Below are 19743 nucleotides of genomic sequence, written 5' to 3'. Positions count from 1 at the left end.
GAAGAATGGCCCTTACGAATCCTAACGTCATTACAAACAATGCCTACAACGCCACTTGATGAGTGGGAATTGGCATCCCAACCGGAACCTTAATCCATGCGTACTTCGAAATGGGTGGTTGTGCTTTATAGCCTGATCGTTGCGATCGGTGTGATTATTGCCTTGCCCAACTTTTTTACTCAAAAGCAACTGGAGGCGATGCCGTCTTGGTTCCCGAAGCGTCAGGTCACGCTCGGCCTTGATCTGCGCGGCGGCTCGTATCTTGTGCTTGAAGTCGATGCAGCGAGCCTGAAAAAAGACCGTTTACGCTCTCTGCTTGATGATGCCCGCAGCAAGCTGCGCGCCGAGCGTATCCAGCCGCAGTCAATCCGCGCTGTCGGCGACGCCGTTGTCGTGACCATCCCTGATGCCGACCAGCGTTCCAAGGCAGAAACTGCACTACGCACCTTGATCTCACAGGTCAACACCAGCGGTTTCGGCACGGCGATCAATGACATAGACGTTGCATCGAATGACAACCAGGTACGTCTCACTCTGACAGAGGCAGGCTTCAACTACCGTCTTGATGCCGCTCTCCAACAGAGCCTTGAAATCATCCGTCAGCGCGTCGATCAAGTCGGTGTCGCTGAGCCTTCCATTCAGCGTGTAGGCTCAGATCGTATCGTCGTTCAGCTCCCCGGCCTTCAGGACCCCGCGCAGCTTCGTCAGCTCCTCGGAAGCACGGCCAAAATGAGTTTTCATATGGTCGCGGACGCCAATCCGAACGATCCACCCCCTCCAGGCGTGACCATCATGCCGGATTCCAAGGATCCGAACATCAAATACCCGATCGAGGATCAGATCGCCTTGTCCGGCGAACGCCTCACCGATGCGCGTGCAGGTTTTGACCAGCGCACCAATGAGCCTATCGTGTCTTTCCGTTTCGATAGTCTCGGCGCACGCCAGTTCGCCGACATCACGACGAAGAACGTCAATCGTCCATTCGCAATCGTACTCGACGGCAAGGTGCTGAGTGCGCCGGTCATCCGTGAACCCATTACGGGCGGCTCGGGCCAGATTTCCGGCAGCTTTACGGTTCAGGACACGGTTGTTCTCTCCGCGCTTCTGCGCGCTGGCGCCTTGCCCGCACCACTGACCGTTATAGAAGAACGGACGGTTGGTCCGGACCTCGGCGGTGACGCCATCAAAATGGGCTTGATCACGGGTATCGTCGGGTTCGTGCTGGTCGCGGTATTCATCCAGCTTCTTTACGGTGTATGGGGTACCATTGCCAACGTAGCACTGTTGCTCCACACATTGCTCACCTTCTCCGCCTTGAGCCTTATCGGCGCAACGCTGACATTGCCTGGCATCGCCGGTATCATTCTCGGTATTGGTATCGCGGTTGACGCCAATATTCTCATCAACGAACGTATTCGTGAGGAAACGCGACGGGGCCTCGGGGCCATGGCCGCGCTGGATAAAGGCTTCCATAGCGCCTTCGCCACCATTGTGGACGCGAATGTCACATCGCTGATCTCGACCTTACTGCTGTTCACCTTCGGCACAGGTCCGGTTCGTGGCTTTGCGATCACCATGATGCTCGGTATCGCTATCTCCATGTTCACGGATGTGACGCTGGTTCGCATGGTCATGGCCTGGTACGTTCGCAAGCGTAAGCTGAAGGTGCTCGTCATCGAACCGTTCCTGAAATTCGTGCCAGAAAAGACGAATATCAGCTTCATGAACGCCCGTTTCGTCGGTATTGGCGTCTCGATCGTGCTGTCTATCCTGTCAATTGGCCTGTTCTTCAAGCCAGGGCTGAATTACGGCATCGACTTCAAGGGCGGTATCCAGGCGGAAATCGTCACGTCACAACCAGCCGATCTGGCACAACTGCGCGAAAAACTCGGCGCGCTGGGACTTGGTGAAGTAGCACTTCAGTCTGCCGGTAGCCCGAACGATGTTCTGATCCGCGTTCAGCGTCAGGACGGTGGCGAGGAAGCGCAGACGGTTGCCGTCAACAAGATGCGGCAAGCTGTTACCGAACTCGACCCCGGTGTGAAAATCGAGCGTACAGAAGTCGTGGGCCCGAAGGTCTCTGGTGAACTGGCGCGCTCAGGCTTCATTGCCGTCATTCTGTCCGCACTTGGCATGCTCATCTATCTCTGGTGGCGCTTCGAATGGTTCTTTGCGATGGGCGCGATCATCACGCTTATCCTGGACACCACGAAGATGGTTGGCTTTTTTGCTCTGTTCCAACTCGACTTCAACCTGACGGCCATAGCAGCACTTCTGACAGCTATCGGTTATTCGGTAAACGACAAGGTCGTGGTTTATGACCGCATGCGTGAAAACATGCGTCTTTATAAATCCAAGCCACTGCGCGAGATCATCGATATGAGTATCAATCAGGTGCTCGTCCGCTGTATCTATACATCGATGACAACGTTCCTGTGTATGCTCCCAATGGCTGTATGGGGCGGCAGCGCGGTTCACAATTTTGCCGTGCCTATGCTGTTCGGTATTGTTATCGCAACGTCGTCGTCGATCTTCATCGCTGCTCCGATCCTGCTTCTGCTAGGCAACTGGTGGCAGCATCGCAAGGAAGTCCACCAGGCGATCGAAGACAGCGCCGCAGCGCAGAAATAAGCCATCTGCCGGGCAAGGTTCAGGCCTTGCCCGGCTCCCATTTACAAAATTGAAAAGCCAGAGGGGGAAGGCACCTGATGCCCCATGACACGCCTTTGATTGCGACAATCGTCATCGGGTTATGTTTGGCCTTCATCTTCGGTGCGATAGCCACCCGTCTGAAAATTTCTCCTCTCGTCGGCTATCTTCTCGCCGGTGTCATTGCCGGTCCGCACACACCCGGTTTCGTTGCAGATCAGGATCTCATTCTTCAGCTTGCCGAAATTGGCGTCATCCTGCTGATGTTCGGCGTGGGCCTGCATTTTTCCCTCAAGGATCTTCTTTCCGTCAAAGCCATCGCGGTTCCCGGCGCGCTTGCGCAGATCGCAGCCGCCGCAGCACTTGGCACCGGCCTTGGCCTCGCCCTCGGTTGGGATGTACAAGCAGGGCTGGTTTTCGGCCTGGCTCTTTCTACGGCCAGTACGGTCGTCCTGCTGCGCGCCATGCAAGAGCGCCGCCTCATCGATACGGAGCGCGGACGCATTGCGGTCGGCTGGCTAATCGTCGAAGATCTCGCAATGGTTATGGCACTGGTGCTGCTTCCGGCAGTCGCCAGTGTAACAGGCCGTGCGGAAGGCACGGCAGCAAGCGATCCCATCGTTTCATGGCTCGGCCTTGGAATTGGCGGCATCATCCTTCTCACCATTGCCAAGGTTGTTCTATTCGTCGCCCTGATGCTCATCGTCGGTCGCAAGGTCATACCGTGGCTTCTGAATGTCGTGGCTCAAACCGGGTCGCGCGAATTGTTCCGTCTGGGCGTGCTGGCCATTGCACTGGGCGTCGCTTTCGGTGCGGCGCATCTGTTTGGCGTTTCCTTCGCGCTGGGGGCATTCTTCGCCGGCATGGTGATGAGTGAATCCGAACTCAGCCATCGGGCCGCAGAAGAATCCCTTCCCTTGCGCGATGCTTTCGCGGTTCTGTTCTTCATCTCGGTCGGCATGCTGTTCGACCCGATGAGCCTGCTTCGCGATCCGCTCCCCCTGCTCGGAACGCTTGCCATCATTCTCATCGGCAAGTCGGTCGCGGCGTTCTTCATCGTCCGCGCTTTCCGCCGCCCGGTCAGCACGGCACTCACCATTTCGGCAAGCCTTGCGCAAATTGGTGAGTTCTCGTTCATTCTGGCGGGGTTGGGCGTCAGTCTTAACCTTCTCCCACCAGCGGGACGCGACCTCATTCTCGCTGGCGCAATCCTTTCGATCTTCCTCAATCCGGTTATGTTCATTGCCGCGGAACGAATGCGCCCATGGATCGAAAAGCGAAGCAAAAGCGAAACGTCTGCCGGTGAAAACACTGGCATCGAACTCAGCATTTCCGAACCTGAACCTTTGCCACAAACGTTGCTAACCGGACATACGATTGTCGTTGGCTACGGCCAGATCGGTGCAAGGATCGCAGCAGGCTTGCGGGTAGAAAACACGCCTTTTCTTGTCATTGAAGATTCGCCGAAGATCAGCATTTCGCTGAAAGAAAAAGGCATTGAAGCCATTGCTGGCAACGCTTCAGATTCAGAAATACTGAAAGCGGCCAATCCCGCCTCGGCTCGAAATTTGGTCATAGCAATACCCAATGCCTTCGAGGCTGGACGGGCGACAGCATTGGCAAGAGCTGCTAATCCAGAAATCAGCATTATCGCACGTGCCTGTTCGAAGGCAGAAGCACAATATTTGCAAGATCTTGGCGCAAATTTTGTCATTTTGGGTGAAGAAGAAATTGCAGCCGCAATGGCAAAAGCAATTGGAATTGAGATCATAAAGAAAAACACTGAAACCGTTTTCGAAGTAGCGGAATCTCAGACCAACACACTGGGATTACTATCGGAAAACGGATCGACAGATATCGTGGGCAGAAAAGGGGACGATATGAAGCATGAAGGCACGGTGACTGGTTGATGAAAGCAAAGGATTACATCTGGCCGGTCGTGGGTATTTGCGCAGTCGGCATTTCGGCTTGGCTTCTCTATCGCGAACTTCGCAGCATCTCGCTCGACGATGTTTTGGACAGTCTTTATGCTATTCGCGCCCATCATTGGGCACTGGCGGCAGCTTCAGCACTTCTGGCCTACAGTTCACTTGCAGGTTATGATCGTATCGCACTCTTGCATCTCAGACGCAAAATTTCCTGGCTGTTTATCGCGCTTTGCTCCTTCACCACCTACGCTTTGTCGCACAATATCGGTGCCTCGGTCGTATCTGGTGCGGTCGTGCGCTACAGAGCGTATTCCTCACAAGGCATGCCAGGCAGCGAAATCGCTGTTCTTATCGCGTTCTGTTCTTTCACATTTATTCTCGGTGTCATCATAACATCCAGCATCGTTCTCTTATTGGAGCCGCATATTCTCATGCGCTTCAACGATGAGCTGACACCAACTGTGTCCATCGTCATCGCACTTTTGATGCTGGCATTCGTGCTGCTTTACATTTTCGGGAGCTGGCTACGCCTGCGCCCGCTTCAGATCGGCAGCTTTCGTCTTGAATATCCACGCATGTCGGTCGTTGTGCAGCAACTCATCGTCGCCCCGCTGGAATTAATCGGTGCCGCCGGTATCATCTATTTCGCCCTGCCCGAGGCTGGTAATCCCGGTTTTCTCATTATTCTCGGCATTTTCCTGGTCTCGTTCTCGGCAGCCCTGATCTCGCACGCTCCGGGTGGTCTCGGTGTTCTGGAACTCGTTTTCCTTACCGGCTTACCGGATATGAATCAGGCTGACGTGCTGGCAGCGCTGATCGTCTTCCGCCTGCTCTATCTTCTTATCCCGTTCGCGATGTCCCTTGTGGTGGTGCTGGTTTTCGAAAAGTCACAGTTTCTGCTCCGATGGAACGAAAAACAGCGAAAATAGAGACTAGCGCGGCAGAGTAGTTTTTTTCGTAAACAGTCGTAAATTGAATTTCTTTTCCTTAAAATAGCACATTCAGCCTTCTATCTTGGAACCAGTTTCGCAGTAGATACGAGTTGCGAAACTGAACGCCCTCCCAAGGCTTAATCCAAGAGGAAAAACACATGCCTGCAACATTGATCATCCCCGGCTACAAGGGATCGGAAGCAGGCCACTGGCAGCGCCAATGGTTGCATGACGATCCGTCAGCATTGTTCGTCGAACAGGACGACTGGCACTATCCGGTGCTATCCGACTGGATGCACGCGCTCGAAGCCAAACTCGCCGAAAATCCGGGGGCAGTTCTGGTCGCACATAGTCTTGGCTGCGCACTGGTCGCACATCTGGCTAGCCGCCCGTCGGCGGCTCATGTGGCGGGCGCCCTTCTGGTTGCACCGGCCGACGCCGAAACAATGGCTCGTAAGGATGATCGGTTCCAGAGCTTTGCTCCGCTCCCGCGCCATGAACTGGGTTTTCCGTCCATCGTCGTCTCAAGCCGCAACGATGAATATATGAGCTTTGCCAAGGCAGAAGCTCTTTCACATGTGTGGGGATCGGGTTTCGTCGATCTCGGCCATGCCGGCCACATCAATGTAGCAAGCGGATTCAGCCGCTGGCCGGAGGGGATAATCCTGGCATCCTCTCTTCATAGAGAACCGGTAAACAACGCGCTTTCCCAAGCAGCATGACCGCCAGCCGCCCATTCAAAAAATGGGCGGCTTTTCGTTTCAGGCACCCTGCCTGCGTTCAAGCAGAACCTTCAAGACAAGGGTAAGAAGAGCGATCAAGGCGAGTGTCGAAGCCGCAGCGAAAGCACCGGCAACGTTGTAGTCGTTGAACAGTAGTTCCACCTGAAGCGGCAGCGTGTTGGTCTTACCTCGGATAGCACCTGAAACGACCGAAGTTGCTCCAAACTCCCCCATGACGCGCGCATTGCAAAGCACGGCACCATAGAGCAATGCCCATTTGATATTAGGCAAAGTGACATAGAAAAAGGTCTGCCAGGCATTGGCGCCAAGGGTTAGGGCCGCCTCTTCTTCATCGCTCCCCTGCACCTCCATAAGCGGGATCAATTCACGCGCCACGAAGGGTGAAGTCACGAAGAGGCTGACAAGAAAAATCGCCGGAACCGTGAACATGATCTTGACGTCATAGGTTTCCAGCAGCGGCCCCAGCAGGCCTTGCGATCCATAGAGGAAAAGATAGGTCACACCGGCTACGATGGGTGAGACTGAGAACGGTATCTCAACGAAAGTAATCAGCAACCGTCTGCCCGGAAAACGAAACTTGGTGACAAGCCATGCGACACAGACACCGAAGGCCATGTTTATCGGCACGACGACAATAGCCGTTAAAACGGTCAGCCATACCGCATGCAGAGTATCTGGTTTCAGTATTTCGCTGAAGAAAACGCCGACACCCTTGCTGAAAGCATAAGAGAAGATAACGGCGAGCGGAGCCCCGATGCAGATCAACGACAAGCCAGCCGCCAGCCAGATCAACAGGTTACGCATCGGCCCGGAATTTCGTGCCTGCAGGCTTGCGCTAACGTTCTGCATAACGAAGCTGCCTTGCCTGAATGAGATTGGTCACAAGAAGCATCACGAAAGCCGTGACAAGCATTACGAATGCAAGCGCTGCGGCAGCGGGATAGTCGTATTCATCAAGCCGGATGAAAACGAGCAGCGATGTCACTTCGGTTTCGAAGGGAAGATTGCCCGAGATAAAGACAATCGAACCAAATTCACCGAGGCTGCGCGCGAAGGAAAGCGACGAACCGGCAAGGAAAGCCGGAAAGATGGTCGGCCAAATAATGTGTGAGAATATCTGCCAGGAACTGGCTCCCAGGCTACGGGCAGCTTCTTCCACATCCGCGCTCATATCCTCCAGTACCGGTTGAACCGTGCGGATGGCAAATGGGATGCTGGTAAAGAACATCGCGATCATGATGCCAAGCGGTGCGTAGGCAACCTTTATTCCGATCGGTTCAAGAAACCGCCCGAACCAGCCGTTCTGAGCAAACAAGGTTACGAGTGCCAGACCTGCTATGGCAGTCGGCAGCGCGAAGGGAAGATCAACGGCAGCATCGATCAGCCGTTTGCCTGGAAATTCATATCGCGTCAGCACCCAGGCCAGCAAGAGACCGAATAGGCCGTTAAATACGGTTGCTACTGCGGCTGCACTCAAGGTGATCTTATAGGTCGCCAGTGCCCGATCTGAGGTCACGATGCTCCAGAAGTCGCTCCAGCCCAGACTTGCTGTTTTCAGGATCATGGCCAGCAGTGGCAAGGCCACAATAACAGCCAGATAAAGCAAAGTGCAGCCGAGGGTCAGTCCGAACCCCGGCAGCACAGAATTACGTTTCATGCTTAGAAGCGACACTGGATTTTTCCAAAAAGCAAGGCGATCCCTCAGGGATCACCAATTGGCTCTGTTTACTTGCCGGTGAAGAGCTGATCGAGCACTCCGCCTTCGGCGAAATGTTCCTTCTGAACTTTCGCCCAGCCACCGAAAGCATCTTCAACCGTCACGAGACGCACATCGGGATAGATATCCTTGTGCTTTGCGATGACGTCCTTGTCATGCACGCGGTTGAAGTTTTGAGCCAGAATCTCCTGGCCTTCCGGCGAATATAGATAATCGAGATAGGCTTCGGCAATCTTGCGCGATCCGCGCTTGTCTACCACCTTGTCGACGACCGTAACGGGAAACTCTGCCAGCAGACTGACTTCCGGTACGACAACGTCATATTTGTCCGGTCCGAGAACCTTTTCGGTTCCGCGTGTTTCAGCCTCGAAAGTCACCAGAACGTCGCCAATGCCACGTTCGGCAAAAGTCGTCGTTGCGCCACGACCGCCCGTATCGAACACGGGCACATTCTTGAAAATCTTCCCGATAAATTCGTGAACTTTTGCCTGATCTCCCTTGAATGCTTCGTTCGCGTACGCCGTCGCAGCAAGATAGGTATAGCGCGCATTGCCCGAAGTTTTCGGATTCGGGAAGATCACCTTCACGTCGTCACGCGCCAAATCATCCCAATTCTTGATGTTCTTCGGATTGCCCTCACGAACAAGGAAAGCAGGGAATGAATAGTAGGGTGACGAGTTGTTCGGGAGTCGCTTCTGCCAATCGGCCGGAATGAGATTGCCCTTGTCATGCAGAACCTGCACGTCGGTTACCTGATTGAAGGTAACGACATCCGCCTCAAGCCCTTCCAGGATCGAACGCGCCTGCTTCGAGGAGCCCGCATGGGACTGATTGACGGTCAGATCTTCACCGGTCTTGGTCTTCCAGTCTGCGATGAAGGCCTTGTTGACCTGTTCGTAGAGTTCTCGCGCGATATCATAGGAAACGTTGAGGATTTCCTTCGGCTCCTGCGCATGAACCGGAGCGGCGCCGAGACCGAGGGCTACCGCCGCATATAGAATAATTTTTCTCATTAGACCCATCCCCACCGCGCTGTTTGCGAAAAGCGCTCTAAACTGGATTGTTTTCGGAAAACAAATCTAACGAGAGAAGAGACAAAATCAATCTAAATCATTGTTTTAAATATATAAACTACATTCAAAGCCATTCATGGAACCTGCACCCAAACCACATGCTGGCATGAGAAAATAATTCTCATCAGGATCGAAACCATAAAATGAAATGCAAAAGGCAGGAGACTTCCGCCCCCTGCCTTCAAACCTTTTCTTGGACTCCTGGTCTCACCAGAAACCGCGATGCTGCCAGCACCAGAGAAAATTATGCTCGCCACGCTCCAGCCGACTACGGCGGCGGGCTGCGATCTCTTCCGCATTCAACTTCATTTCGCGCCAAGGCTGCTCCAAAAAGGCCGGAACACGCAAAAACGTATTCTTCATTTTCGTAGCGAGCAGTTGAACGGTTCGCTTCATGCCTAGCCTCCTCATTGCCTTCCGCTCAAATATTGTCGCGCTTTCGCCGCAACGATGAACGATAGGTTAATTTTGAAGGCTTCTCGGCTTTTGTCAATAACCTACTTATTTTATCGGAGTTAACCGCATGAAATAATTTGCGAGCCAGACCAACCAGCCCGCAAATTCATTCCGATTACACGTCATAGTCGATTGAGGGGATAATGCGGACCTTGCCGATGTGACGACCATTCATCGACTCGATCTTGAACTCCAGTCCATCGGCAACGAAGCTTTCCCCACCCAGCGGCAAATGGCCCAGATGCCAAAGAACATAACCGGCCAGCGTCGTATAGCGATCACCATCATCGAGAAGGTCGCGTTCAAGAAGACCACTCAGCCGACGAATATCGGTAAAGCCATCCACAAGATAACCACCATGACCGTCCGACTGCGCGACCGCCGCCTCCTCATCTTCATCAGGAAACTCACCGGCAATGGCTTCCAGAACGTCGGTGGGTGTCACGACACCTTCGAAAGAACCGTGCTCGTCCACCACCACCGCGATCTGGACAGGTGAGTTGCGCAACTGCTCCATAACGCGCAACACATTTGCATTTTCATGCACGACAAGCGGTTGTTTTACAGTCTTGTCCCAGTCGATAGGCTTCCTATCGCCAATATCGAGCAAAATATCCCTCACAAGCGCCACGCCGATGAACTCATCCACCTGACGACGTGCAACGATGACGCGTGAATGTGACAGCTTGCGAATGGCCGCATTCAGTTCCGCTTCGTCTTCATCGAGGTCAAGCCACTCGATCTCATTGCGTGGCGACATGATGGAACGCACAGGTCGATCAGCCAGATCGAGAACGCCGCGGATCATCTCCTTTTCTTCCGGCAGGAAGACATCCCTAGCCGCTGTCTGCTGGGCAATCACATCGACCGTGTCGGAAAGCGGGTTTTCGCCTCGACCACCGCCCAGCAGGCGCAGGACAGCACCCGCCGTGCGTTCTCGTAGGTCATTGGTGGTTACAAGCTTCTCGCGGTTGCGTCGCGACATCTGATTTGCCGCTTCGATCGATACCGAGAAACCGATCGCTGCATAGAGATAACCCTTTGGAATGTGGAAGCCGAAACCTTCCACGACCAGACTGAAGCCAATCATCATCAAAAAGCCAAGACAGAGGATGACGACGGTGGGGTGTTTGTTGACAAAGTCCATCAACGGCTTGGAAGCAAGCATCATCACGCCAATGGCGATAACCACAGCAATCATCATGACCGGCAGGTGCTGGACCATGCCAACAGCCGTGATGACGCTATCGAGCGAGAATACCGCATCCAGAACGACAATCTGAACAATCACTTGCCAGAACACAGCATGCACGACCTTGGAACTTTTTGGCCCATGATCCCCCTCTAGCCGCTCGTGGAGTTCCATCGTGCCCTTGGCGAGAAGGAAGAGCCCGCCTATCAGCATGATAATATCGCGTCCCGAAAACGACAGCCCCATCAGCAACACCAAGGGCTCTCGCAGAGTGACGATCCAGGAAATCGACGCCAGCAGTACCAAACGCATCAGAAGAGCGAGACTAAGGCCGATCAGCCGCGCACGATTGCGTTGGTGCGGAGGCAGTTTGTCGGCCAGAATGGCGATGAAGACGAGATTGTCGATACCGAGAACAATCTCGAGTATCACCAATGTCACCAAACCTATCCAGGCATTGGGGTCGGCAATCCAGTCCATGGACCAGTCCATGATATGTCGGCTCCTTTAACGATCAGCAGAAATGGAAATTGGAAACTACGCCGCAAGCAGTTTGTGGCCGGGCCGCTTTTGTGCGGTCCAGCCCCTGGCGGACAAAGACTATCGGGAATTGTTCAACGCGCGGGAAGCCCGAACACCCCTCCGGGGAACTCGGACTTCGAGAAGACGAATCGTCAGAACTGTCGTCGGGCATAAAGCGCGATGAACCTTATATGAGGCGCTTGCGAGGCTCCAAGCCTCAGCAACACCGGTTGCCATATGGAACATATTGTTCTGTTATTAAGCAGACTGAAGCCTGCTGCACAAGAGACCGACTATTCGGCTGGTGAGACATGAACGCGGCGCTTACGCTCCCGACGCGGACGGGCTTTGAAAAACCGAACGCCAATGACCGTCACGAGAATGGTGACGATAGTGATCCCGATGACAAACCAGAACATGTGATCACTGTCCATTCTGGCGAAGACACCTGCGCCACGACCAGCCAGCCAGCCAGGAAGGAACATTAGCGGGGCCCATACCAGTGCAGATAGGACATTGGCAGTCTGGAAGCGCGTCTGATCCATCGACATCATGCCGGCAACCATCGGCACGGTGCAGCGTACAGGACCGAAGAAGCGGCCCAGGAACACCGCCGAAAAACCATAGCGACGGAAGAGTAGGCGTGCACGCGCTACACCACTGCGGTGCTTGTTGAGCGGCCATTTGTGAATGATGTTGCGACCAAGCCACCAGCCCAGGAAATAGGAGATAATATCGCCGATAACAGCACCAATGATCGCGCCGATGATAACGGGAATGGGTTCGATGATTCCGGCACCCACGAGGCCGCCGATGGCGATCATGATCGGAGTGGCTGGAATGAACATCCCTATAATAGCGAGAGACTCGCCAAAGGCGATGATGCCCACGATAGGCCCAGCCCATGCCCGATGATCGGAAATAAACTGTCCGAGATCGCCTATTATGCTTTCCATTCCGTCCTCAAATGTCGCGAACCGGATTTTGAAACGATGTGAGCCGTTTCTGTTTTCTTCGGCAAGGGCAACCCGGTGCATAAAGCGCCTTGCTCAGACAAATTTTAGAGGCGATGCCAGTTTCCGTGACTTCAGAACTAATACCAACCGATCAAGTCTTTTATATGCCGTAACTTCTCAGACAAGCATCAATAATTGATGACATAGCTGCGACATTTGCAGCGTGGCTCTACTCCCTGAACGAAACCTCCCCACCGGACGTATTAGTCCAGCATTGGCAAATATGGAACCGCGGGGTTCGGCTTACAACGCCGGAGACGTGAAAAAATGAATCAAATCAAGAATCTCTCATTTCTGATTCCCAAAAGAGCCTTAAGAAATACAACCAGAATACACACACACTGAAAAATACACCGGTAACACGCAGAAATGGATTTTCGAAAGACCCGCATTTCCGGGATTTTTGGGCAAGCTGTCATTTTTTTCAGAAATTTTGCAGTTGAAGGCTGGACAGGTGGAAAAGAGGCCGTTATAGAACCGCTCACTTCACCGGGGCCGCTGCCTCGGCAAAGCGAGTGGGTGATTAGCTCAGTTGGTAGAGCAGCTGACTCTTAATCAGCGGGTCGTAGGTTCGATCCCTACATCACCCACCATTTTCTCTTCTGAAAACAAACACTTCCGCTGATAACTGATCTCTATGAATCAGACAGAATCTTCCTATTCGAACGAACATGTGTCTCCGTATTTGCAGATTCCTCGCTTTCGAGAATGCTTCTGCTTCAGCTTTCTCATACATACCCCAATACATTACCGATAATTAATTGGCATATTCATATGCGGTTCATCTAAAAAGACCGACATTACTCGCACGCCTTTTTAGCGGCGTCCCTGCAAAAGAGTAATGGAGTCAAATAGCCATGAAATCGAAGACCGCATTTATCGCTGTAATTGCGACATCGTTGCTTGCTGTACCCGCACTGGCACAAGAAAATGACAGTGCAAATACTGATAAACCGGTAGCAGAGACGACCGTTGCCCCGAACAAGGACATGAAGGGCAAGCGTGGCCCCGTCGATCTTGAGAAATTTTCACGCATGGATAACCTCAAGGCCGCCGATACCGATGGCGACGGCGTACTTTCTCGCGCCGAAATCGAAGCACTGGCACTCAAGCGCATCGTGAGCCGGGCAGCTGACCGCATGGAGCGTCGCCTTGATATCAATGGCGATGGCAAGGTTACACTTGCCGAAGTGGAGAACCAGCGCAAGAAGGAATTCGCTGCACTGGATCGGAACGAGGATGGCAAAATCGATCGCAGCGAAATGCGTGCTGCGAAGATGCATCACCAGACCAGAGGCTCTCACCACAAAGGCCCACATCACATGGGCAACCACAAGGGTGGTGAGCACAAGGGCCCGATGAAGGATCAGGCAGAAAAGTCACAGGAATAAAGCTGGAATCAAAAACCCGGGCTCAATGCCCGGGTTTTTCATGCATTGATATCAATGTCATCGCTTAGGAGCGGATGACGCCCTTTTTGAAAATGATATTGCCATAAAGCCGTTTCTCACCGGTGCGAATGATCGCAAAAGCGTCGCGAGCGCGGTGATAAAAGGCAAATCTTTCAACCGGATCGACAGAAATCTTCCGTCCCTCGGCCTTTTCTATGACCCTTTCAAATTCGTTGAAAATCGCTGGCGTTTCATTAGGTGCTTGCATGACAGCGGCTGGCTTATCGACAAAATCGTCCAAAGGCAGCAGCGACAAAACGGCCTCCGCCAGATCCGTCGCAGTGATTCCCGGAAAATCCAGTACGTGCACGCCAGAGGACTGCGCCGGATAATTGGCATCGACAATCACGAGATCGTCTCCGTGCCCCATATCGGCCAGAACCTCGAGCAAAGAGCCGGTCAGCAATGGATTGATATTCTTCAACATAAGAAGTCTGTTCCCATAAAAATTCTGTCACCCCACACTAAACAACTCACTTTCAGAATCGCAAGGTCCAAGTGTTGGAGGGTGAGCGGTCTCATCTCGTGGTCGGGTCCAGCTTGTCACGTAGCCAATCACCCACAAAGCTGATCGACAGCGTCGTGAACATGATTACAAATGACGGCGCGAGCATGATCCATGGCGCGCGAGTGAGATATTCGCGGCCATAACCCACCATATTGCCAAGGCTGGTCATTGGCGGCTGCACGCCCAACCCCAGAAACGAGAGACTGCTTTCGAGGAGAATGATTTCCGGGAATGTCAGCGTCATCGAGACGATCAGCGTCGAAGCAATGTTCGGGAGGATATGCTTGAGATACACGCGCGACGGCGTAGCGCCGAGCTGGGTAACCGCTGCCGCATAGCCTTGTGCATTAGCCGAAACGGCCAGTCCACGTGCGACACGGGCATAACGCTCCCAACCGTAGAAACCCATCAGGCAGGTCAGCAGTAGAAGCGAGCTGCCAAAGAATGCCAGCACGGCAAGCGACAGAATCAGAAATGGCAGCGCAGCCTGAAAATCAGCCAGCATGACCACAACCTGTTCCACCGCACCTCGAAAATAGGCTGCAAGGAAACCAAGCATCGTCCCGAACACCGCCGAAATGATCGTCGCACCGAATGCGATGAGCAACGAAATGCGAATGGATTCGATTAGGCGTGAGAGCACGTCACGTCCCAGCTCATCGGTACCCAGCCAGTGCTGTACATTCCCCGGCAGTGCGAGGCGATTTTTCAGGTCAAAGGCTGTGATGTTGTAGGGCTTTATCCAGTCCGCAGTCAGCGCAATCAGGATCATCGCGGCAATCCAGATAAAGCCGATGACGACCATCGGCGGAATGCTTTTGCAGCTCTTTTTCGGTTGCGTGGAAACAGCGGCAATATTGGCAGTCATATCCGTCATCGGTTCATCCTCATGCCTTGCCCTGCGCCTGACGCAAACGCGGATCGAGATAACCATAGAGAAGATCGACGATGAAATTGGAAATCACCATCGTCGCCGCCACGAGAAGCAGGATGCATTGCACGATAGCGAGATCGCGGTTGGCAACCGAAACCACGAGCAACCTTCCCACGCCCGGCCATGAGAAGAGTGATTCAACAACCACTGCTCCTGCAATCAGCGACCCGACCATAAACCCGACGATAGTGACAATCGGAATAGCCGCGTTGGGCAGTGCGTGCCGCCATACCACATTGCGCCAGGACACTCCTTTGGCGCTCGCCGTACGAATATAGGGTTGCCCCAGAATCTCGATCATCGCGCTGCGGGAGAACCGCGCCAGAATGGCCGCACCGCCCAGTCCCATCGTGATGATAGGGAGAATGGCGTGCGTCCAGCTATCCTGTCCGCCCGAAGGCAGCCAGCCCAACGAAACTGAAAACACCAGCACGAGCAGCAGGCCAAGGACAAAACTCGGTAAAGTGAAGCCGATTACGGCAGTGGCCATGACAGCTCGGTCAATGAAGCTGTTGCGATGCAGCGCAGCATAAATTCCGGCGGGAATGCCAAGTCCAAGCTTGATCAACAACGCCGGTATCGTTAGCTGGAGGGTGGCGGGGATGCGCTCCGCCACAAGTGTGATCGCAGACTGACCATCGCGCATCGAAATTCCAAGATCGCCGCGCGCAATGGCTCCGAAATAGCGTAAATATTGCTGCCAGAGGGGATCGTCGAGACCCCAGTTCTTCCGGAATGCAGCTATGGCTTCCGGCGGCGCGTCCGGTCCCATGATGATCTGGGCTGGATCACCAGACATGCGCAACACCACAAAGGCAAATGTCACCACCAGAAGAATGGTCACAAATGCGCGGAATCCGCGAACCGTCAGAAATCTAAGCATGAATATTGTCCGTCTGCGGGGTTCCGACAAAATGGCAGGCCACTTTGCGTCCCGCTGGCATGTCGAGGAGTTCAGGTACCTCGCTGCTGCAGCGCGGAACGGCAAAACGGCAGCGGGGATGAAAGGCACAGCCACTGGGTCGCGCCGCAGGATTAGGCGGCTCACCCTGCAGAATGATACGATCGCTGAGCGGCGTTCCCGCGACAGGAACGCTCGACACGAGTGCCTGCGTATAGGGGTGAAGCGGCTTGGCAAAAATTTCGTCCGAGGATGCTTCTTCGACAATACGGCCCAGATACATAACCACGACACGATCCGAAATATTACGCACCACCTTCAGATCATGGCTGATGAAAACCATCGCAATGCCTTCGCGTTCCTGCAAATCCCGCAGAAGGTTTACGACCTGCGCCTGAATAGAAACATCCAGCGCTGATACTGGTTCATCACAGACAATGAGTTGCGGCCTGGACGCGATGGCCCGCGCGATGACGACGCGCTGACGCTGCCCGCCCGAAAGCTCATGCGGATAGCGAGAAGCCTGATCGGGACGGAGACCGACCGCTCGCATCAGCTCCGCAACACGCGCTTTCTGCTCAGCAGGTGTTCCAATGCCATGGATTTCCAGCGGCTCGGCAATCTGACGGCCAATCGGCAGGCGTCGATCCAGAGCTGCCAGAGGGTCCTGATAGACGAGCTGCATACGCGCCCGTAAAGCGCGCCAGCCTGCAGTCTTCTGGCGAGGCAGGGCTGAACCTTCGAACGTGACTTCTCCCTCACTGGGATCTTCGAGACCGAGAAGCAGCCGCCCGGTCGTGGATTTACCCGAACCGGACTCGCCAACGATGCCCAGCGTTGTTGCCGGAGCGACCGATATGGAAAGCCCGTCGACGGCGCGCACTGCGACCGGTTTTGCAAAAGGGCCTTTGCGCGACGTGTATGTTTTGACAAGATCGCGAGCTTCGATGAGAGCGGCTGTCATTGTGCTATTGCCCTTGTGCTCGCCGGGGTTGAAATATGGCCGCCGATGGACGGCAGCAAATGCGACGCGGCCGGATGGGGATGAAAACAGGCGACCATACGCCCCTCACCGGCATCGTCCTGCGGGACACCGAGTCTTGGCAGGCTTCGAGCGCAGAGGTCACTCGCGCTCAAGCAGCGTGGCGAGAATGAGCAACCTTGCGGAAGCTTGCCGGGCTCAGGAACTGTGTCCTCGATGGGTATGAGCCGGCTGCGCCCGCCCTCAAGGCTGGGAATGGAATCAAACAGACCGTGCGTGTAAGGATGACGCGGAGCAGTAAAAAGCGCTTCGGTCCGGGCCTGTTCGACGATACGCCCGGCATACATGACGGAGACCCGTTCGCAAATTTGCGATACAGCCCCAAGATCATGACTGATAAAGACCACAGCCATGCCGGTTTCCGCACGCAATGCAGCCAATAGATCAAGAATTTGAGCCTGAATCGTAGCATCAAGTGCTGTCGTAGGCTCATCTGCAATCAGGATATCGGGATTACCTGCCAGCGCCATGGCAATCATCAAGCGCTGGTTTTGACCACCGGAAAATTCGTGCGGATAATTATCGATGCGTCGGCCTGCATCCGGTATCCCCACCAGTTCCATCAATCGCAAAGCTTCCGCCCGGGCGGCTGATCCTTTCAGGTTACGATGAAGCCGCACGGCTTCCTCAATCTGTCGCCCAACCCGGATAACCGGATTCAACGAACTCGACGGGTCCTGAAAGATCATCGCAATACGACCACCCCGAACACCTTCGAGCGTGCTGCGCGATGCGGTGAGCAATTCTGTTCCTTCTAGGAGAACACTACCGGAGATCGACGCCTTCTTCGGCAGGAGGCCGAGCGCCGCCAACCAGGTCACAGACTTGCCGCAGCCAGACTCCCCGACTAATCCGACGGCTTCGCCCCGCTCAATCGAGAGGTCGATACCATGCAGAACCGGCACGCCATCAAAGGCTACTTTGAGATTGGAAATTTCGACCAGCGGCATCATGCAATCCTTCTGGTTCATTCACAGTCGCGGGGCTTGAAACCCCAAAGGAAAAGCGAGCCCGGCCGAACCGGGCCCGCCTCTACAAATGGATCATGCCCAGTTGTTTTTGCGGAAATCCATTGCGAAAGCAGGCGCCGCCTTCCACTTCAATGACTTCGGCTTGGCAGTGAACGTCGCGTTCTGGTGAAGGACTGTGTAAGCAGGGTCTTCCCGTTCACAGATTTCCAGCATCCGCTTGAACGCTTCCTTGCGTTTGGCATGGTCGGTGCTGGTTTCCAGAATGACGGAAAGCTTGTTTGCTTCCTCATTCGTCCACTCGCCGACCTGTTGCTGCTGGCCATTCGGACCATGCTGACTGACGATGGAAGAAACCGGGTCGTTGAATGGCGCGGAATTAGACCAGTCGCGCACGGCACGTCCTGGGCTCTTCTCCAGAACCTGCTGCCAGTTTTCTTGCATCTGGATTTCAACGTTCAGGCCCACCTGATTCCACATCTCCACAAGGATCTGCGCAGTTGGGGTCTGGTTGGTATAGTAATTGTTGAGCAGGCGGTAAGGGATTGCATCACCCTTGTAACCGGCTTCTTTCAAAAGCTGTTTGGCGAGATCCGGGTTATACTCCGGAACATTCCAGCCCTGAACGAACATATCGCCATAATAATCCCACTGGAGACCAGCCGGAACGACCGTACGACCGGCCCACAGCGAATCTACGATCGCCTGACGATCGATCGCATGGGTGAATGCGCGACGCACCAACGGATTTTCCAGTTGCGGATGGAACTTGTCGAACACGGTTAGACGGTGGTTGAGAATCGTGCCGCCCTGAACCTCGAAAGCGTCGTTCTTTTCGATGCCCTCAATCTGATCCGGCGGAATATCACAGGCGAACTGATATTCACCCGAGAGCAGACCATTGATGCGGGAGGCCACTTCCGGTACTTCGATGAAGCGGATCTGCTTCAGCGGCGGGCGTCCACCCCAATATTCGTCATGAGCTTCGAGCACCAGCATATTGTCAGGCTTGAACTCGACAACCTTGTAAGGCCCGGTAGTAACCGGCTTGCGCGCCCAATCGAGATAGCTCGGCGACTCTTCCCAACCACGACGGCTCATGATCTGGCTGCCGTAACGGGAGATGCGGCCTTCCATCGTGACGTCCGGCGTACCGTTCTTGAAGCGTACGGTATATTTGTCGACTACTTCGACACCGAGAAGGGCTGGCCACGAGCGGCGCGCCGTTGCTGGCACTTCAAGCGGCAGTTCCTTGCTTTCACGGCCGAGCGGGTTTTTCTCCGAGACATATATTGTCTTGCCTTCGGCTGGCTGCGTGTCTCCAAACATACGTTCCTTGCCAAAGGTGAAGGCAACGTCCTCGGCGGTCATCTCGTCGCCATTGTGGAACTTCACGCCTTGCCGGAGTTTCAGTTCAACGGTTTTGTCGTCAATGCGGGTCCATTCGGTCGCAAGACCTGGCACTGCGGAAAGACCGCCCAGCCAATCACGGTCGATCAACGCTTCCCAGATACTGGAAAAGAAAACGCGTTCGCCGACATTCGACTGCTCGCGAAGAACGTCGAGCGTATTGCTGTTTGCCACCTTCTGGACAGCAATGGTGATCGATGGGCGATTGTCAGCCTGTGCGATTGCAAAGCGCGGCAGGACGAGCGAACCGGCGGCACCGGCTGAAAGGCCAAGCATTCCGCGTCGGGTCAGATTGATCATT

General features: G+C 54.3%; 17 protein-coding genes and 1 tRNA gene. 6 read left to right on the top strand and 12 right to left on the bottom strand.

Annotated features, from left to right (window positions below):
* Positions 1–96 precede the first annotated feature (96 nt).
* The 4 genes from secD to JNC70_RS08520 all read left to right on the top strand — a co-directional run bounded on the left by secD (position 97) and on the right by JNC70_RS08520 (position 6231).
* On the top strand, positions 97–2631 hold the full coding sequence (gene secD / locus JNC70_RS08535; RefSeq protein WP_104755887.1) for a protein translocase subunit SecD: 2535 nt from the start codon (positions 97–99) through the stop codon (positions 2629–2631).
* A 77-nt stretch (positions 2632–2708) separates the two neighbouring features.
* Positions 2709–4559 carry a YbaL family putative K(+) efflux transporter gene (ybaL, locus tag JNC70_RS08530; protein WP_104755888.1) on the top strand — a complete coding sequence of 617 codons (1851 nt, stop codon included), beginning with the start codon at positions 2709–2711 and terminating at the stop codon, positions 4557–4559.
* Positions 4559–5506 (top strand): lysylphosphatidylglycerol synthase domain-containing protein, encoded by a 948-nt coding sequence (locus JNC70_RS08525; RefSeq protein WP_104755889.1) that lies wholly within the window; start codon positions 4559–4561, stop codon positions 5504–5506. Before ybaL ends, JNC70_RS08525 begins: the two co-directional genes overlap by 1 nt.
* Before the next feature lie 161 nt (positions 5507–5667).
* The gene (locus tag JNC70_RS08520; protein WP_104755890.1) at positions 5668–6231 is read left to right on the top strand and encodes an alpha/beta hydrolase; all 564 of its coding nucleotides are present in this window, start codon (positions 5668–5670) and stop codon (positions 6229–6231) included.
* Between the two features lie 39 nt (positions 6232–6270).
* On the opposite strand, the gene cysW is transcribed toward JNC70_RS08520, so the two are convergent.
* The 6 genes from cysW to JNC70_RS08490 all read right to left on the bottom strand — a co-directional run bounded on the left by cysW (position 6271) and on the right by JNC70_RS08490 (position 12168).
* Entirely contained in the window at positions 6271–7101 is an 831-nt protein-coding gene (cysW, locus tag JNC70_RS08515; protein ID WP_104755891.1) for a sulfate ABC transporter permease subunit CysW, read from the bottom strand.
* A complete protein-coding gene (cysT, locus tag JNC70_RS08510) occupies positions 7088–7909 on the bottom strand; it encodes a sulfate ABC transporter permease subunit CysT (protein ID WP_104755892.1) in 822 nt (273 codons plus the stop codon). Before cysT ends, cysW begins: the two co-directional genes overlap by 14 nt.
* A gap of 68 nt (positions 7910–7977) precedes the next feature.
* Entirely contained in the window at positions 7978–8982 is a 1005-nt protein-coding gene (locus JNC70_RS08505) for a sulfate ABC transporter substrate-binding protein (RefSeq protein ID WP_104755893.1), read from the bottom strand.
* 267 nt (positions 8983–9249) lie between these two features.
* Positions 9250–9438, bottom strand: a complete 189-nt coding sequence (locus JNC70_RS08500) for a hypothetical protein (RefSeq protein WP_104755894.1) — start codon at positions 9436–9438, stop codon at positions 9250–9252.
* A gap of 175 nt (positions 9439–9613) precedes the next feature.
* A complete protein-coding gene (locus JNC70_RS08495; protein WP_104755895.1) occupies positions 9614–11182 on the bottom strand; it encodes a TerC family protein in 1569 nt (522 codons plus the stop codon).
* 323 nt (positions 11183–11505) lie between these two features.
* The gene (locus JNC70_RS08490) at positions 11506–12168 is read right to left on the bottom strand and encodes a DedA family protein (RefSeq protein ID WP_104755991.1); all 663 of its coding nucleotides are present in this window, start codon (positions 12166–12168) and stop codon (positions 11506–11508) included.
* Positions 12169–12745: 577 nt separating this feature from the next.
* On the opposite strand from JNC70_RS08490, the gene JNC70_RS08485 reads away from it, so the two are divergent.
* Together JNC70_RS08485 and JNC70_RS08480 are read left to right on the top strand one after the other, a co-directional pair.
* Positions 12746–12821, top strand: a tRNA-Lys gene (locus JNC70_RS08485).
* A 264-nt stretch (positions 12822–13085) separates the two neighbouring features.
* Positions 13086–13619 (top strand): EF-hand domain-containing protein, encoded by a 534-nt coding sequence (locus JNC70_RS08480; protein ID WP_104755896.1) that lies wholly within the window; start codon positions 13086–13088, stop codon positions 13617–13619.
* A 64-nt stretch (positions 13620–13683) separates the two neighbouring features.
* On the opposite strand, the gene JNC70_RS08475 is transcribed toward JNC70_RS08480, so the two are convergent.
* The 6 genes from JNC70_RS08475 to JNC70_RS08450 form a co-directional block, all read right to left on the bottom strand.
* Positions 13684–14106: an RbsD/FucU family protein gene (locus JNC70_RS08475; RefSeq protein WP_104755897.1), complete on the bottom strand. Its 423-nt coding sequence runs from the start codon at positions 14104–14106 to the stop codon at positions 13684–13686.
* 91 nt (positions 14107–14197) lie between these two features.
* Positions 14198–14992, bottom strand: coding sequence for an ABC transporter permease (locus JNC70_RS08470; protein ID WP_374788580.1), 795 nt, complete (start codon positions 14990–14992; stop codon positions 14198–14200).
* Between the two features lie 82 nt (positions 14993–15074).
* The gene (locus tag JNC70_RS08465; RefSeq protein WP_104755899.1) at positions 15075–16004 is read right to left on the bottom strand and encodes an ABC transporter permease; all 930 of its coding nucleotides are present in this window, start codon (positions 16002–16004) and stop codon (positions 15075–15077) included.
* Positions 15997–16986, bottom strand: coding sequence for an ABC transporter ATP-binding protein (locus tag JNC70_RS08460; protein ID WP_104755900.1), 990 nt, complete (start codon positions 16984–16986; stop codon positions 15997–15999). Before JNC70_RS08460 ends, JNC70_RS08465 begins: the two co-directional genes overlap by 8 nt.
* On the bottom strand, positions 16983–18017 hold the full coding sequence (locus JNC70_RS08455) for an ABC transporter ATP-binding protein (RefSeq protein WP_104755993.1): 1035 nt from the start codon (positions 18015–18017) through the stop codon (positions 16983–16985). Before JNC70_RS08455 ends, JNC70_RS08460 begins: the two co-directional genes overlap by 4 nt.
* A 90-nt stretch (positions 18018–18107) precedes the next feature.
* Positions 18108–19742 carry an ABC transporter substrate-binding protein gene (locus JNC70_RS08450; protein ID WP_104755901.1) on the bottom strand — a complete coding sequence of 545 codons (1635 nt, stop codon included), beginning with the start codon at positions 19740–19742 and terminating at the stop codon, positions 18108–18110.
* Position 19743 lies beyond the last annotated feature (1 nt).

The sequence above is a fragment of the Brucella oryzae genome (assembly GCF_041929965.1).
Classification (GTDB): domain Bacteria; phylum Pseudomonadota; class Alphaproteobacteria; order Rhizobiales; family Rhizobiaceae; genus Brucella; species Brucella oryzae.
The sequence above is the reverse complement of the archived record's forward strand: the minus strand, read 5'-3'. Positions and strand labels throughout refer to the sequence as shown.